We start from the raw sequence: 17195 nt of genomic DNA on the forward strand, positions 1-17195 counted from the left end.
CACCTTATTTGTAGCAATGAAATTTTATATCTTCAACAGCTTTTTTAATAATTTTTCTTTCATCGTCGTATCTTGCAATTATCAATGATCTCTCAAAAGGAAGGTATTTAGCTTCTACAAATCCTTCATTTTTCTGTGCGGTGCAATTCATGTTCCGTGCCATCATCAAATACCAGTGAACTTCTTTATTTATATGAACCCTGTCCATGTAGCTGGTTCTGTTAAACTCATAATTGATTTTTCCAAGATATTTAATGGTGGTAACTTTTGCCCTGGTTTCCTCAAATACCTCGCGCAAGGCAGTTTCCTTAAGCGTCTCGTTTTCTTCAACTCTTCCTTTAGGAAGCACCCAATCTCCGTTAAATTTCTTTAACATCAATATGCTGTTTTTGAAAAAAACAATCCCCCCAGCACTTACTTCTTCAATCATATATGCCTCACCTTTATAATATTGTAGATTATATAATAACACAATATTTAAAAAAATCAAACATATATTTACAGTGTACAATAAAAACGGATATATTTCAACTAATTTTGTGATAAAATATTTACAAATAGAAAAATTTTAATCTTCCTGTTTTTCAGGTCTTTCTCCGTAATACTGATAGAAATCCACTCTTACATCCCCATTGAAAAGCTTCCTTTTTCTGTCTGCTTTTCTGCCGAAATCTTTCTCAAAGCTTTCAATTGAAGTAATGAAATAACTGGACCACGTCTTGTCTCTGCCGAAAACTTTTCCAAGATGTTCGTGTATTTTTTCAATTTCAGATATATCACCAATTCTTTCTCCGTAAGGAGGATTTGTAATCAATATGCCATATGGACACATTGGTTCTTTTATGTGCATTACATCCTTTACAAAGAACTCTATGCAGTCATCAACTCCGGCTTCAGCAGCATTTTCCTGTGCAATTTTAATGGCCTTGGCACTTATGTCTGATGCATAAATTTTAATTTCAGAATCAAGGTCTATATTTTTTCTTGCTTCAATCTTTGCGTTTTTCCAGTATTCTTCTTTGACAGCAGGCCAGTTTTGAGATGCAAAGCTCCTGTTTAAACCCGGAGCTATATTTCTCCCAATCATTGCAGCTTCAATTGCAATTGTTCCTGAACCGCACATGGGGTCATAAAGGATTCGGTCTTTTTTCCAGTAGCTTAAACTTACCAAAGCTGCAGCCATTGTTTCCTTAAGAGGAGCTTCCATTGATCTTTCTCTGTAACCTCTCTTGAACAATCCTTCCCTTGCTCCGGTTGTATCAATTGAAACAGTTGCAACATCTTTATGGATTGATATGAGAATTGTGTATTCAGCACCTGTTTCAGGCATCCACTCAACATCATATTCTTCACACAACTTTTTTGACACTGCTTTTTTTACAAGGGCCTGGCAATCAGGAACGCTGTATAACTTTGATTTTACTGATTTACCCTTTACAGTGAACCTTCCGTCTTTTGAAATCCACTTTTCCCATGGAAGTTCATAAGTTTTATCAAAGAGCTCTTCAAAGCTTAATGCTTCGAACTGCCCCATTACAAGCATAACCCTGTCAGCACACCTCAAATTGATATTTGCTCTGGGTATGTCTTTTGCTTCTGCGTCAAAGTACATCCAGCCGTTGTCTGTAACAACATTTTCATATCCCAGGTCATTGAGTTCTCTTTTTACAACTGCCTCCAGACCGAAGGCGCTGATTGCCGCTAATTTTATTTTATCCATATTTTCCTTTCTTAACAATCAATTGTTCAATCAATTGATATGCCGTATTTATCCATTTTGTAATAAAGCGTGGCTCTTGGTATCTTAAGGCTTTTTGCTGCTAGAGCCTTGTTGTTCTTAGACTCTTCCAGTGTTTTTTGTATAATTCTTTTTTCAATTTTTTCAAGATATTCTTCAAGTCCCGTGTCACTGTTTACAATTTCATCTATATTTATAATTTTGTTTATTTCGTCTATTTTTATTCTCTGAAGCTCATAAGGAAGGAATTCTTTTTCTATTTTGTCTTTTCCGCTTTGAGAAGCAATGACAACCGACCTTTGAATTACGTTTCTCAGCTCCCTCACATTTCCTCCCCAGCTGTACTGGTTGAATATGTCGAAAACCTCATCAGGGATTTCTACAATGCTTATTCCCTGTTCCATGCAAAATTCCTGCAGAAACTTGTTTGCAAGAAGTGCTATGTCTCCTTTTCGATCCCTCAGCGGCGGTATGTTTATCTGAAACACATCAAGCCTGTAGTACAAATCCATTCTGAATTTGTCCTGGGTAATTAGTTCTCTTATATCCTTGTTTGTTGCAGAAATTATCCTTACGTCGATTTTCTTTTGTTTGTTGGAGCCTATTCTTGTAACAACTCCATCTTCAAGAATCCTCAAAAGCTTTGGCTGAAGTTCAAGGGGCATGTCGGCAATCTCATCAAGAAAAAGTGTTCCTCCCTCGGCTTCCTCAAACTTTCCCATTTTGCCTTCATTTTTTGCTCCTGTGAACGCTCCTGCTTCATAACCGAAAATTTCGCTTTCAAACAATTCCCTCGGAATTGCGCTGCAGTTAATTGGAATAAATTTTCCCTTTCTGCCGCTTTCATAATGTATTGCTTTTGCAAACAACTCTTTTCCAGTTCCGCTTTCCCCTTTGAGAAGAATGTTTAGGGGAGATTTTGCAATATTTCTGCACAGGTTAATTATCTGAATGAAATTTGTACTGTTGCTTATTATTTTTGAAAAATATGCTTCACCTGAAGAAGCCATTTTGGAATATTCTTTTTCAAGCTGCAAAAGATTTGTCTGGGTCTTGTTTAATAAATCACTGAGCTTTACAATTTCAGTGATGTCTCTATCTCTTGCAAGTCCTCCTATCAGGTTACCAAGCTTGTCGTAAAGTGGAACTGCACTGGAAATAACATAGCTGTTTTCCCTGGGACTGTTGTAAATGTTGTAAAATGATGTCTTCCTTTCAAGCACTCTCGGAAGTATGGCATTAGGGAAAAAAGTTCTTATGTCTTTGTCGATAATATCCTTCCTTTCAACCGCAAAATACTGTTCTGCTGTTGAATTAAAAAATATTACTGTTCCGTCCTTGTCAACAACAGTAATAGAATCTGGTATGTTATCCAATATGTATTCAAATAATCCTCTATCATGCTTGTTGAAGCTCTTTTCGCCCACCATGTACCCCCTTACTTAATTGCATTAAAATATTTTTCTATAAACAAGTCATTTAAGTTCCAGAATTTTTTAAATTCTTCATATTCCGCCTGGGACTTTTCAATGTCTTTATTTGATTTTACTGCTCTTATTAAAATGTTTTTAGGAGTGTGTTCCATGGCTATGAATTCCATGAGCTGTACTTTGTAGCCTTTTGTTTCCAAAAACAAGCTCCTCAATGAATCCGTAACCAAAGATGATACCCTTTCCTTAATCAAGCCATGCTTAAGCATGGGCTCTAAGTTCATGTTTTCAATTTTATCATAAAATTCGTGCTGACAGCATGGAACAGATAAAATTATGTCAGTATTCCACATGACTGCCTTTACCAAGGCTGCATCTGTAGCATTATCGCAGGCATGAAGAGTGACAATCATATCCACCTTTTCCTTGTATTCAAAATTCTTTATGTCTCCGTGCAAAAATTCCAAATGTTCATAATTTAAACTTTTTGCTGTCTGGTTGCAAAACTCTATTACATCCTTTTTTAAATCAAGGCCGATTATTTTCACTTTAATGTTTTTTATAAAATAAAAGTAATAATACAGTGCAAATGTAAGATATGCCTTCCCGCATCCGAAATCAATTATCATGAAATCATCCTGAAGTTTTTTGTCCTTTAAGGAATCATCCACAATTTCCAAAAATTTATTTATTTGTTTAAATTTATCGTACTTCTTGGCATACACATCGCCTTCGGGGTTCATTACGCCCAGATGACACAAGAAATCACAGGGTTCATGTTCCCTGATGATGTATTGTTTCTTTTTGTTGTGTTCATCAATTTTTGGTTTTTTGCTCGCTTCTTTTTCTGTAACCTTAACCATTCCTTTTTTGCTGACCATTAGCTGAAAATCAGAATCTTCCGTGAATATATTTATGTTCCTGTAATCATGTACTATCATGTTCACTATTCTTTCAGCAGCATCCTCGTAGGAGCAGTTTTCATGGAAAGCCTGCTTGTCGGTAAATTTTTCAAACTGTATGAAGTTTTCTCCCTTTAAGGAAACAGTCCTGGCTGTTATTTTTATGTAGGGATTTTCAGACTTGTTTCTTGGAGTTGTAAACACAGCGTAAATAAACTTATTTTGCTTTAAACTGTTTGTAACTATTTCATGTATGTTCAATATAACACCCTCCATATTAATGAAGAATGAAGAGTGAAGAATGAAAAATTAATAGATGGATTTGTGCTTGAGCACAAATCCTTCCATAATTCTTAATTCTTAATTCTTAATTCTTAATTGTTTTAATTATTTGTAGCTGCTTTTCAAAGAAACTATGCGGTTGAAAACAAGATGGCTGTCATTTGAGTCCTGGTCTATGATGAAATAACCATGTCTTAAGAACTGGAATCTTTCACCCACATTCTTTTCTTTAATTGAAGGTTCAACCTTGCAGTTTTTCAGCACTACTTTAGAATTTGGATTTAGTTTTTCAAGGAAATTGGTTTTATCATAATCCTGATCTTCCATCATGTAGTCGTAAAGTCTCACTTCAGCATCCTGGCAGTGTCGTGCAGAAACCCAATGCAGCGTTCCCTTAACTTTTCTTCCTGTGAATCCTGAGCCGCTTCTTGTTTCAGGGTCATATGTGCAGTGAACTTCTGTCACATTTCCGTTTTCATCCTTTACAAAATCCTCGCAACGAACAAAATAAGCATTTCTAAGTCTTACTTCATTTCCCGGGAAAAGTCTGAAATACTTCTTCGGAGGAACTTCCATGAAATCTTCTCTTTCAATGTAAATTTCTCTGCAGAAGGGTACCATTCTTGTTCCCATTTCAGGATTGTCCGGGTTATTTTCAGTTTCCATGTATTCTACCTGGTCTTCAGGATAGTTTGTTATGATTAGTTTTATAGGATCCAATACAGCCATTGTTCTTTCAGCCTTCAGGCTCAAATCATCTCTCACTGCATGCTCAAGCATTGCAATGTCAACAACGCTTTGTGCCTTGGAAACACCAATTGCTTCACAGAAATTGTTGATTGCTTCAGGAGTGTAGCCTCTTCTTCTTAAGGCTGCAACAGTTGGCATACGTGGATCATCCCATCCGTCAACATATCCTTCTTCAACCATTTTCTTAAGATATCTTTTGCCCATCATTGTCTTTGTAAGAAATAATTTTGCAAATTCTATCTGTTTTGTTGGAGCAGTTTTGAAATCTTCCAGATTGCTTAAAAGCCAGTCGTAGAATGGTCTGTGGTCTTCAAACTCCAGCGTGCATATTGAATGAGTTATTCCTTCTATGGCATCTTCTATTGGATGTGCGTAGTCATACATTGGATAAATGCACCACTTGTCGCCTGTGTTGTGATGAGATTCATGAAGTATTCTGTAAATTACGGGATCACGCATGTTTATGTTAGGGCTTGCCATGTCAATTTTGGCTCTTAACACCTTTTTACCGTTTTCAAATTCACCGTTTTTCATTTTGTCGAAAAGTTCAAGGTTTTCTTCAATGGATCTGTTTCTCCATGGACTTTCTTTCCCCGGTTCAGTAAGAGTTCCCCTGTATTCCCTTATTTCATCTGCTGAAAGGTCGTCAACAAATGCAAGGGATTTTTTAATCAGCTCCACAGCATACTCGTACATTTTTTCAAAATAATTTGAAGCAAAGAATATTCTTTCTTCCCAGTCAGGACAAAGCCACTTCACATCTTTTATTATAGATTCAACAAAAGAATCATCTTCCTTTGTAGGATTCGTATCATCAAATCTCAAATTGAATATACCATTGTTTTTCTTTGCCAGGCCATAGTTCAGGCATATGGATTTAGCGTGGCCCACATGAAGGTACCCATTTGGTTCCGGAGGAAATCTCGTCTGCACCCTGTTGCCGTAAGTTCCTTTAGCCAGGTCTTCATTGATTATTTTTTGAATAAAGTTAACCGATTCCCTGTTTTCTGAATTATTTTCGATTTCGCTCATTTAATTCCTCCTTGAATAATTTATATTATCAATATTTTATTTGCAATAACAGTAATTATGAATAGTCAATATTCATCTTAAACTGGACAGACTCCTGCCACAATAACTTCACTTTATTATACTTAATGAAGCTCTTTATTTCAAGTTAATTATTCCAATATATTTATTATATCCCATAATTGAATAAATAGTTATTGCAAAGAAATTTTTGAATCTAAACTTTATTATCTTCTGGAGAACAGTAGTTCTCCCCTACAATCCGAGATTCCAAGTTCACCACATAATATAAAATTTTCATTCCTTAGGGGCGGACCTTGTGTCCGCCCGTTGCTATTGATTCATTAATTTTATTATCTTCGGGAGATTTCAAGACTCTCCCCTCACTATTGAAACAATTCTATCCAAAAAAATAAGGAACGGCACGCCGTTCCTTACAATTAATTCTTAATTCTTAACTCTTAACTTTTAATTGTACTCGTAGAAGCCCTTGCCTGTTTTTCTTCCAAGCAGATTAGCTCTTACCATTTTGCGAAGAAGTGTATGAGGTCTGTACTTAGGATCTCCGAATTCATTGTACAATACTTCCATTATTGCAAGGCAAACATCAAGACCGATTAAATCTCCTAGCTCTAATGGTCCCATAGGATGATTTGCACCTAATTTCATGGCTGTGTCTATTTCTTCTTTTGTTGCAACTCCATCTGCCAGTATGCCGATTCCTTCATTGATCATTGGAACAAGAATTCTGTTTACAACAAATCCAGGAGCTTCTTCAACGCTTACAGGAGTTTTTCCAATAGCCTGTGATAAAGCGTAAATAGCTTCATGAACTTCTTCGTCTGTAAGTTTTCCTTTGATTATTTCAACAAGTTTCATCATTGGAACAGGATTAAAGAAGTGCATTCCTATAATCTTTCCAGGTCTTTTGGATTTTGATGCAATTTCAGTTATTGACAATGAAGATGTATTTGTTGAAAGTATTGCGTCTTCTTTTGCAATTGCTTCTATATCAGCAAATATTGCATGTTTTGTTTCCATGTCTTCAGCAATTGCTTCGATGAACAAGTCAGCATCGCTGCATCCTTCATATGTAACAGATTTTGTAATGTTGCCGAGGATTTCATCCATCTTAGATTGTTCCATTTTTCCCTTTGAAACAAGTTTTGACAGACCTTTTCCTATTGTTTCTTCCAATGTATCAAAAGTTCTTCCAGCTCTTCCTTTTACAACAACAGGATATCCTGCCTGTGCAAATGTCTGCACAATTCCTTTTGCCATTGTTCCAGTTCCAACAACACAAATTTTCTTAATTTCCATCTTTTCCTCCTATTTTTGGACCATGTCCTTTTTTTGCCTAGAATCATTATAACACTCTGCTTTTTTTTAATCAAGATACTATTTTGATAATATTTTAACATTTTATTTTTGATTATAAATCGTTCAAATGTCAATAATATTATTGGTGTATATGCAAGATAAAGAAATTATACAAAGTTCTATGGAGAGTGCACATGATAAAAAAAATTGTAATGTCAGTGATGAGACTGTTGAACAAAACAATAGAGGACAATATATTTGCCCTCAGCGCCCAGTTTTCTTACTTCATAATTCTCGGAATTTTTCCGTTTTTAATATTTGCAATATCACTTCTTTGCAGCTACAGCGAATATATTTATTACTTGCTTGACACACTTAATTCTTTCATGCCTGAGGATGTATATAAAATAGTGTACAACATAGTAAGATATGCCATAAACAGCTGCAGCAAATCATATTTATCTCTTAGCATGCTGGTTTTATTGTGGTCTGCAACATCAGGAAGCGCTACAATCATCAGCGGAATAAACAAAGCATACGGCTTTACGGCCAAAAGACATTTCCTATTCTTAAGACTTGAAGGAATTGTTTTTGCTGTGGCAATAATGATATCCATGCAGGTAATTTTTGCCCTGGTGGTAGCAGGAAGACCAATACTCATATACCTTGAAGAACTAACAATTTACAAGAATCTTAACTATTTGCTCATACATATTCTTCGCTATGTTATTCCATTCTTACTGCTGTTTCTATTGTTTTCCGCAGCCTACAAATTTCTTCCCTATGAAAAAGTTGATTTTTCATTTGTGTTCCCAGGTGCATTATTTGCAGCAATTTCCATGATTACAGGCTCATACTTTTATTCTCACTATGTGAGCACAAGGTTTATGTATTATAACTCCATTTACGGAAATCTTTCAGGAGTGTTTGTTTTCATAATATGGATTTATATATTGTCCATAATTTTCCTAATGGGAGCAGAAGTCAATTACCTGGTTTCAAAAAACAAAAAATGTAAGTAGACTATCGATAAACCCATGACGCTGTCATCCTGAACGATAGTGAAGGTTGCCCTAACACTATTTTTCAGGTATTTTACTGAAAAAAAGCGGTAGGTCATTCACAATGAGAACCAAATTTATGTGAGCGTTAGCAAATAAATAAATTTGTGTTCGAAACTGTGGGATCTCATCTTTAATGAAAACATGAGATTCCTCGGGCTACGCCCTCAGAATGACACCGATGTAGCTATTTTACTGCTCTGAATATGAAGTATCCTGATTTTTTTTCTGCTGTTTCACAGTTTCCGAAGAGGCTTTCAAGCTTTTCCTTTGTGCTTGGAGCTCCTTGTTTTTTTTGAATTACTACATACAGGTGTCCGCCTTTGTTCAAATGCTCGTATGCTCCTTCATAAAAGGAAAATACGACATCCTTTCCTGCACGAATTGGGGGGTTTGTTACAATCATATCAAAATTTTCATTTATATTTTCAAATGCTGAGGAGCTTAATGTTTTGACCCTTGCTTTTACCTTGTTTTCCTCTGCATTCATTTTTGCAAGTTCAAGTGCTCTTTCATTTACATCAGACATTGTAACATTGGCGTTTTCAATGAGTTTTGCAAGCATCACTCCGATTGGTCCGTATCCGCACCCTAAGTCAAGAATATTTCCTTTAAAATTTGCATTTTCCTTTATAACGGTTTCAACCAGTAACATTGAGCCGAAGTCAACTCCATTTTTTGAAAAAACGCTGTTGCTGGTATAAAAATAAAATCTATCTTTTCCTAAATTCCAGTCAAATTTATAAATTTCCTTTTGAGTTGTGGGGTTTTTGGTAAAGTATTGTTCCATAATTCCTCCAGATTAATTGATAACTTATTATATATTATTTTTACCAATATTCAAATAATAATTAATGTGTAAATTTTTATAAAAAAAATTAGAAGTTGATACATAGCATACATCTGTTTTCATATAAGACCCGGGAGGGCACGAGGCCCTCCCCTACATATTGGAATTTCAAATGTATAGCAGTATCTAAAATTACTAGTTCGTAGGGGCGGACCTTGTGTCCGACCGTTTATTATTTCAACCCTACGTTGCTGCATAAAAAAATGTGAAGACTTACGCCTTCACATTTTTTCATCCAATCGGGAGTCACTGGGATGAGTCCCTGATTTACTAAAAGCTGCATTGAACGACGAATAAATTGTTCGCCCAAGGGTCTTTTAAGGATTGCTTTTGTTCTTTTAAACTGCCTTTACGCAGTTTGATTTTAAATCAGCTAAAAATTGCTTTTCAACTGTGTCATAAACTTCATATTCTTTTTCTTTGCTTTCAAATGTTGGTACATACAATTCTTTTGCATTTTCTTCTGCAGTAAATTTGTACTCTTTTGCATTTAGCATTTCTGCAATTTTTCCGAACATTTCTTTGTTTGTCATTCCTGTAAGAGGTTTTACTGCTTCTGTTACATTTCTTACAGTTGTATCTGCGCTTGTTATTGTTCCGCTGCTTTCTGCAAGACTGCAAAGAGGAAGAACATAATCAGCACATGTTGTTGTTTCATTTTCGAATATATCGAATGCTGCAACAAATTTCAAATTATTTACAGCTTCTTTAAGCTCTGGGCAATTTCCAACCACATCTTCGCCTATTGTTACGAGACCTTTAACAGTTCCCTCAAGGATGGCTTTTTTAAGTTCTTCTCCTGATGTTCTGAAACCTAAATCCCAAGCTCCCTGGCTGTTGGATTTTGCTTTTAATACTATGAGTCCTCTGTGAGGTTTATCTGCATTGCCTGTTACCAGTACAATATCAGCCAGCACTTTAAGTGCTTCATTTTGAACTGTGTTTGAATCAGCAATTATAACAGGTTTTTTAGCCTTTTTGAAAAGTTCTGCAACTTTTTCTGCTGATGGTGTAACATCAACCTTTTCAAGTGAACTTAACAGCTGTTCTCCGTTAGCATAGCCTTTTACAGTTTCTGCTTTTACTGCACCTTTTTCTATCAGTGACTTCAAAATTCCTGCAAAGAATACTTCGTAGCTGTCTAGTTCTGCTTTGTCAGCCCATTGATCAGCCTTTGTTGCTTTTGTTGAGACAGAAACAACCTTCATTGAATTTGAAAGTCTTCTAAGTTTCATTCCTGTTGCAGGATGGTGCTCGTAAAGTTGTCCTGCAGCTATAATCAAATCTGCTGAATCAAGTTCCGCAAATGTTATAGTTGATTTATTCTGTCCAAGAACTGTTTCAATTCCTGGTTCAGCATCTACAGTAAATGAACCTGTAAGATTTGTATTGAGTTCTGCTGAGACCGCTTTTAAAAGCATCAGTTCTTCATTTGTAATCTTAGGTGATACTGCAAAAGCTATTGCGCCTTCGCCGTACATGTTTTGTATGCTTCTCAGACGTTTTGCAGTTTCAAACAATGCTGCTTCCAACGTTGTTTTTTCCTGTGCTCCCTTGACTTTAGCAAGAGGAGAAAGAAGTCTGTCCTTAGAATTGATGTGCTCAATTCCGAATTTACCTTTTCCGCACATTGGAATTTCATTGTGTCTTGGACTTGATGCTTTATAAACCACATTGTCCTTGTGTTCATAAACAATATCGCATCCTACTGAGCAGTAGCTGCATACTGACTGTGTCGCAGCAAGATCAAGCGGAATTTCCTTAATATTTTCTCTTCTGTCAAGCCATGCACCTGTTGGACATACATCAATACATCTTCCGCATGAAATACATTCAGTTACTTTTAATTTTTGCTCAAAAGCAGGAGATACAAATGTCTGACTTCCTCTTTCAACAAATCCAAGAGCAGAAGCACCAACAACTTCCTGACATGTTCTTACGCAAAGTCCACAAAGAACGCATTTGTCAACATTCTGGGAAATGTATGGATGATCTGTTTCCTTAAACTTTTTGTCTTTTAGAGCATGATATTTCTCAGTGTCAATATCAAACTTTTTAATATAGTCAACAAGCTGGCATTCAAAGTAATCTTTGCAGCCGCATTCCAGACATCTTGAACCTTCTCGTACAGCTTCTTCTTCTGTCATTGTAGGAAGAATTGGCTGGAAGTTGTGTTTTCTTATTTCAGCTTCAACTGTTCTGTGAGCTGTTCTTGGAACTTTTTCCTGGTCCTTGAAGTCTTCTGCTTTTACTTCAGTGTAAACCAATGGAATATCTTTATAAGGAATTATAACTCCGTCAAGGTAGCTATTAATAACTTTTGCTGCCTGCTGTCCCTGGGCAATTGCATCAATTGCTATTTTAGGGCCTGTTGCAGCGTCTCCGCCGGCAAATACTCCTCTTAAGTTTGTTTCAAATGTTTCTTCGTTTATAGCAATATTTTTCTTTTTGCCCTGTCCAACGTTTATGTTGCCGCAGTCAACTTCCTGACCAATGGCAGCAATTATTGTATCTGCTTCAAATGTTACAAACTCTCCTGTCGGCATTGGTTTTTGTCTGCCAGAAGCATCCTTTTCACCAAGAACCATCTTTTCACATTTGAGTCCGGTAACTTTATCTTCGCCTTCTACAAGAGCAGGAGCTGACAGGAATGAGAATATTACTCCTTCTTCCTTTGCTTCTTCGATTTCAATTTTTTCTGCAGGCATTTCATCTTCTGTTCTTCTGTAAACAACTCTCACTTCTTCTGCTCCTAGACGAATGCTTGTTCTTGCAACGTCCATGGCAGTGTTTCCGCCGCCTACAACTATAACTTTCTTGCCTATTTTAACCGGGTTGTTTTCTGCTACTTTAATAAGGAAATCAATTCCTCCGAGAACTCCGTCTTTGTTTTCTCCTTCGCATCTCATGGGTGAACTTTTCCATGCTCCAATTCCAAGGAATACCGCATCATATTTGTTCTGAAGATAATCAAGAGTCATATCTTCGCCGATTTTTACGCCGTAGTTTATCTTTGCTCCCATTTCTTCTATTACTGACACTTCTGCATCAACAACATTTTTTGGAAGTCTGTATTCAGGAATACCATAGCGAAGCATTCCGCCCGGCAAGTCCTTTGCTTCAAATATTTCAACTTCGTGTCCGTCACGAAGCAGGAAGTATGCAGCTGACAGTCCTGCAGGACCTGCACCTACTACTGCAACCTTTTTACCTGTTGCTTCTTTTAAACTTGGGATATAAACATCGCCTGAGTTCAAATCATAATCTGCTGCAAAAGTCTTGATGCATGCAATTGAAACAGAATCTTCAACATGCTGTCTTCTGCATGCCTTTTCGCATGGGTGAGGACATACTCTTCCTATACTTGCAGGAAGAGGAAGTTTTTCTTTTATCAACATCAGTGATTCCTTGTACTGTTTGTTTGCTACCAAGCCAACATATCCCTGAACATCTGTGTGAGCAGGACAGTTTAAAGTACATGGGGCCTTGCAGTCTCCTATGTGTTCAGAAACAAGCAGGTTTAAAGCTGTGTTTCTTGCTTCCTCAACTTTTTTTGTGTTAGTCTTGATGACCAATCCGTTTGTTACAGGTGTGGCACAAGCTCTTGCAAGCTTAGGCTGTCCCTCTATTTCAACAACGCACAGTCCGCATCCTGCATATACTTCAAGATTTTCATCAAAACACAGATGAGGAATTTCTATATTATTTTCTAAAGCTGCCTGCAGCACATTCTTGCCTTGTTCAGCCGTAATTTCTTGTCCATTAATGTTAAGTTTTACTAAAGCCACGTCCAAATCCTCCCTCTTAGTTTTTTTCAACAGCGCCGAATCTGCAAACGCTGAAGCAATTGCCACATTTTATACACAATTCCTGACTTATCACATGAGGATTCTTGACAGTTCCTTCAATTGCATTCACAGGACACTTTCTAGCACACAAAGTACATCCGGTACACTTGTCCTTATTGATTTCAAAAGTCAACAACGGCTTGCAGTGTTTTGCCGGGCATTTCTTATCAACGATGTGTGCAATATATTCATCCCTGAAATATTTCAAAGTTGAAAGTACCGGGTTTGGAGCAGTTTGTCCAAGACCGCAGAGTGAACCGTCTTTCACGCTTGTTGCCAGAGTTTCAAGTTCTTCAAGGTCTTCCATTGTTCCGTTGCCTTGAGTTATTTTTTCAAGAATTCCAAGCATTCTCTTTGTGCCGACTCTGCAAGGTGTGCATTTGCCGCATGATTCGTCAACGGTAAATTCCAGGAAGAATCTTGCTATGTCAACCATGCAGTTGTCTTCATCCATAACAATCATACCGCCTGAGCCCATCATTGAGCCTGCAGCCGTAAGATTTTCATAGTCTATAGGGATGTCCAGATGATCCTTTGTAAGACATCCTCCGGAAGGTCCGCCTGTCTGAACAGCCTTGAATGCCTTGCCGTTTGGACATCCTCCTCCGATATCATATATAACTTCACGAAGTGTTGTTCCCATAGGAACTTCCACAAGTCCTGTGTTTGTTATTTTGCCGCCTAATGCAAATACCTTTGTTCCTGAAGATTTTGCAGTGCCAAAACTCTTGAACCATTCAGCACCGTGGTATAGAATCTGCGGAATGTTTGCCAGTGTTTCAACGTTGTTGATAACTGTAGGTTTTCCCCAAAGCCCTTTGTTTGCAGGGAACGGAGGTTTTATTCTTGACATTCCTCTTTTTCCTTCAATTGACTGCATGAGGGCTGTTTCCTCGCCGCATACGAATGCGCCGGCTCCAAGTCTTGTTTCGATGTCGAAGTCAAAACCTGAATTAAAAATATTCTTTCCGAGAAGTCCAAGCTCCCTTGCCTGATCAATGGCAATGTGAAGTCTTTGAACTGCAACAGGATATTCAGCTCTTACATATATGAAGCCTTTTGTAGCTCCAATTGCATAACCTGCAATAGCCATTGCTTCAAGAACAGCGTGAGGGTCTCCTTCAAGAACGCTTCTGTCCATGAATGCACCTGGGTCTCCTTCGTCAGCGTTGCATATAATATATTTTTGATCAGCCTTGTTAGGTGCAGCAAAGCTCCACTTCATTCCAGTAGGAAATCCAGCTCCGCCTCTTCCTCTAAGGCCTGCATCTTTCATAACTTTTATAACATCATCGGGAGTCATTTCAGTAAGAACTTTTCCCAATGCCATGTAACCGTCAGTTGCAATGTATTCGTAAATGTTTTCAGGATTGATAATGCCGCAGTTTCTTAAGGCAACTCTTTTTTGTTTTTTGTAGAATTGAACGTCCATGAGGGAAGTGTGCTCTTCTTCATCTTTTGATTCTTTGTTCTTAACTTCAGCAGAACCAATTGTATATTCTTCAACAACATTGCCGTTTAAAATGTGTTCTTCGAATATTTTCATGGCTTTTTCAGAATTAACGTGAATATATGTTACTTTTTCTTTTCCAGGAACATATACTTCAACTATTGGCTCATAGGTGCACATTCCGATACATCCGGTCTGAACAACCTGCACATTTTTCATGTTTCTTTTTTCAGCTTCTTCTGCCAATGTTTTCAAAACAGGTTTAGCGCCTGCTGAAATTCCGCATGTAGCCAATCCGACAACAACTCTTATAGCATTGTCAACATCTTTCATTTCTAAATTTGTAACAGATTCTTCTCTGATTTCTTTCAAATTATCTAATGTTTTCAAGATTACACCTCCTAATTACTGTATTTTTTCAATATTTCAGGAACACTTTTTGCTTCCATTTTCGGATAAACATCTTCGTCAATAATCATAACGGGAGCCAAACCACAGCATCCCAGGCATCTGGTAGCTTCCAGGGTGAACATTTTGTCATCAGTTGTTGCTCCAACCTTAATATTTAATTCCTCTGAAAGTTTGTCCATAATTTCCTGAGAACCTTTTACATAACAAGCCGTTCCAAGACAGACACCTATTTTGTGCTTTCCTTTTTCTTCTACAGTAAATTGAGTATAGAATGTTACAACACCGTATATGTCAGCCAATGGTATATTTGTTTCATCAGATATAAACTGCTGCACTTCCAAAGGCAAATATCCAAATATGTCTTGGGCCTTTTGCAAAGTCTGCATTAATATACCTTGTGAATTTTTTACTGTATCTATATACTGTTTCAGTTCTTCAAACTCACTTTTTCTTGCTTCTACAAATTCATTCTGCAATTCAGTTACCTCCATATTATTATAATTAACACACAAACACGTTTATATTATAGCTTCGAGTATATCAAAAGTCAACCTAATAGCTCGCAATTTGTCAAATTAAAAACATGCAAACGTTACATATTTTGGAATCAGAGTTTTAGGCTAAAATAAAATCCTCTTTCATCACAAAGAGAATTTTATGTATTTTTTTACAGCATTAGAATTTATTATAAAATGTTTTATATGCTTTATATGTCATGTACACATCAGTCTTGGAAACTATTTCAAAAGGCGCATGCATGCTGAGTACTGGAACTCCCAAATCCACAACATCCATGTTGTAATTTGCCATTATGTAGGCAATTGTTCCTCCGCCTCCCTGATCAACTTTTCCAAGTTCTGCGCTTTGCCATGCAACACCGCTTTCATTGAAAACTTTTCTTAATTTTCCAATGTATTCTGCATTGGCATCATTTGCACCGGATTTTCCTCTGCTTCCTGTATACTTAATCAATGCAACGCCCTGGCCCATAACCGCAGAATTCTGAATTTCTGAAACCTGAGGATATGTTGGATCAAGTCCTGCTGCAACATCAGAGGAAAGCATGGAGCTGTTAGCCATGGCTTTTTTAAGAGTTCGCTCGCTGTAATTTCCATTGTCCTCCAGAGCTATCATTTCAGCCACCATATTACTGAAGAACAAAGAATGCATTCCGGTGTTCCCGTTGCTTCCTACCTCTTCCTTATCTGCAAAAACAGCCACAGCTGTTTTTTCAGGATTTTGAACTTCAAGAATGGCTTTAAGCGAAGTATATGCACACACTCTGTCATCATGACCGTATGCCATTATCATTCCTCTGTCTATTCCCATGTCCCTAGATTTTCCTGCAGGCACTATTTCAAGTTCAGCTGTCTGAAAGTCTTCTTCAATCATCCCATATTTTTCATTTAAAATTTTTAAAACATTAAGCTTGAACTTTTTCTCGTCGTCTTTGCCTTCTGCTGGAAGACTTCCTATTATAACATTCAGACTTTCGCCTTCAATAGCTTCTGAAAGTTTTTTATCGTTTTGATCCTTTGCCAGATGCGGAAGCAAATCTGTAATATAAAAAACCGGGTCCTTATCATCGTCGCCTATGGCCACTTCAATAATATCTCCATTTTCCTTCACAACAGTTCCGTAAAGAGCAAGAGGTATAGCTACCCACTGATATTTTCTTATTCCGCCGTAATAATGAGTTTTCAAAAGAGAAACACCATGCTTTTCATAAAGTGGATTTGGTTTTATGTCGATGCGCGGGGAATCAACGTGGCTTCCCACAATGTTCATTCCTTTTTCAAGTTTTTCCTTGCCTGCTACTGCAAGAACTGCATCCTTACCCTTGTTTACATAGTAATACTTTGTTCCTGCCTTTATTTCCTGCAGCTCTTCGATGTTCACAAAACCTTCTTTTTCAGCTCTTCTTATTATTTCTTTGATTGAAAGTCTTTCCGTCTTAGATGCATCTATGAATTTTTTGTAGTCATCACCTAAATTAAAGACATCGTTTTTTTCGTCGTCGCTTATTTTATCCCAAATAAAGTGTTTCTTGTAAAATAGTTTACTGTTTGTTTCCATATTATCTCCTTGTATAATGGAACTATATTAATTCCAAAAATTATTTTC

At 37.0% G+C, this 17195-nt stretch carries 12 protein-coding genes; 1 reads left to right on the forward strand and 11 read right to left on the reverse strand.

Annotated features, from left to right (window positions below; genetic code table 11):
• Positions 1-4 precede the first annotated feature (4 nt).
• From LY60_RS12980 to LY60_RS13005, 6 genes are all read right to left on the reverse strand, one after another.
• Positions 5-430, reverse strand: a complete 426-nt coding sequence (locus tag LY60_RS12980) for an NUDIX hydrolase (protein ID WP_019228361.1) — start codon at positions 428-430, stop codon at positions 5-7.
• Between the two features lie 138 nt (positions 431-568).
• The gene (locus tag LY60_RS12985; RefSeq protein ID WP_145084582.1) at positions 569-1720 is read right to left on the reverse strand and encodes a THUMP domain-containing class I SAM-dependent RNA methyltransferase; all 1152 of its coding nucleotides are present in this window, start codon (positions 1718-1720) and stop codon (positions 569-571) included.
• Between the two features lie 26 nt (positions 1721-1746).
• Positions 1747-3165, reverse strand: coding sequence for a sigma-54 interaction domain-containing protein (locus tag LY60_RS12990; RefSeq protein WP_212633489.1), 1419 nt, complete (start codon positions 3163-3165; stop codon positions 1747-1749).
• A gap of 11 nt (positions 3166-3176) precedes the next feature.
• A complete protein-coding gene (locus tag LY60_RS12995) occupies positions 3177-4331 on the reverse strand; it encodes a class I SAM-dependent methyltransferase (RefSeq protein WP_246145467.1) in 1155 nt (384 codons plus the stop codon).
• Positions 4332-4457: 126 nt separating this feature from the next.
• Complete coding sequence (locus LY60_RS13000; protein WP_145084588.1) at positions 4458-6134, reverse strand: glutamine--tRNA ligase/YqeY domain fusion protein; 1677 nt, start codon at positions 6132-6134, stop codon at positions 4458-4460.
• A 465-nt stretch (positions 6135-6599) separates the two neighbouring features.
• Entirely contained in the window at positions 6600-7451 is an 852-nt protein-coding gene (locus tag LY60_RS13005; protein WP_145084591.1) for a 3-hydroxybutyryl-CoA dehydrogenase, read from the reverse strand.
• A gap of 194 nt (positions 7452-7645) precedes the next feature.
• Between LY60_RS13005 and LY60_RS13010 the strand changes: the two genes are divergently transcribed.
• Positions 7646-8473 carry a YihY/virulence factor BrkB family protein gene (locus tag LY60_RS13010; RefSeq protein ID WP_145084594.1) on the forward strand — a complete coding sequence of 276 codons (828 nt, stop codon included), beginning with the start codon at positions 7646-7648 and terminating at the stop codon, positions 8471-8473.
• Between the two features lie 226 nt (positions 8474-8699).
• Here LY60_RS13010 and LY60_RS13015 read toward each other — a convergent pair whose 3' ends face one another.
• The 5 genes from LY60_RS13015 to LY60_RS13035 form a co-directional block, all read right to left on the reverse strand.
• Complete coding sequence (locus tag LY60_RS13015) at positions 8700-9302, reverse strand: class I SAM-dependent methyltransferase (protein WP_246145468.1); 603 nt, start codon at positions 9300-9302, stop codon at positions 8700-8702.
• 398 nt (positions 9303-9700) lie between these two features.
• Positions 9701-13150 (reverse strand): FAD-dependent oxidoreductase, encoded by a 3450-nt coding sequence (locus LY60_RS13020; protein ID WP_170226220.1) that lies wholly within the window; start codon positions 13148-13150, stop codon positions 9701-9703.
• Positions 13151-13166: 16 nt separating this feature from the next.
• Positions 13167-15050: an NADH-quinone oxidoreductase subunit NuoF gene (gene nuoF / locus LY60_RS13025; protein ID WP_376752532.1), complete on the reverse strand. Its 1884-nt coding sequence runs from the start codon at positions 15048-15050 to the stop codon at positions 13167-13169.
• An 11-nt stretch (positions 15051-15061) separates the two neighbouring features.
• A complete protein-coding gene (locus LY60_RS13030) occupies positions 15062-15547 on the reverse strand; it encodes an NADH-quinone oxidoreductase subunit NuoE family protein (RefSeq protein ID WP_246145469.1) in 486 nt (161 codons plus the stop codon).
• 199 nt (positions 15548-15746) lie between these two features.
• Positions 15747-17147: an aminopeptidase gene (locus LY60_RS13035; RefSeq protein WP_145084606.1), complete on the reverse strand. Its 1401-nt coding sequence runs from the start codon at positions 17145-17147 to the stop codon at positions 15747-15749.
• Between the last annotated feature and the right edge of the window lie 48 nt (positions 17148-17195).

It is taken from the genome of Sedimentibacter saalensis, from assembly GCF_007830175.1.
Taxonomy (GTDB): domain Bacteria; phylum Bacillota; class Clostridia; order Tissierellales; family Sedimentibacteraceae; genus Sedimentibacter; species Sedimentibacter saalensis.

Excerpts from the sequence above, each read along its gene's own strand:
- LY60_RS12980 (WP_019228361.1), bottom strand. The coding sequence starts at position 430 with ATGATTGAAGAAGTAAGTGCTGGGGGGATTGTTTTTTTCAAAAACAGC.
- LY60_RS12985 (WP_145084582.1), bottom strand. The coding sequence starts at position 1,720 with ATGGATAAAATAAAATTAGCGGCAATCAGCGCCTTCGGTCTGGAGGCA.
- LY60_RS13000 (WP_145084588.1), bottom strand. The coding sequence starts at position 6,134 with ATGAGCGAAATCGAAAATAATTCAGAAAACAGGGAATCGGTTAACTTT.
- LY60_RS13005 (WP_145084591.1), bottom strand. The coding sequence starts at position 7,451 with ATGGAAATTAAGAAAATTTGTGTTGTTGGAACTGGAACAATGGCAAAA.
- LY60_RS13010 (WP_145084594.1), top strand. The coding sequence starts at position 7,646 with ATGATAAAAAAAATTGTAATGTCAGTGATGAGACTGTTGAACAAAACA.
- LY60_RS13015 (WP_246145468.1), bottom strand. The coding sequence starts at position 9,302 with ATGGAACAATACTTTACCAAAAACCCCACAACTCAAAAGGAAATTTAT.
- LY60_RS13035 (WP_145084606.1), bottom strand. The coding sequence starts at position 17,147 with ATGGAAACAAACAGTAAACTATTTTACAAGAAACACTTTATTTGGGAT.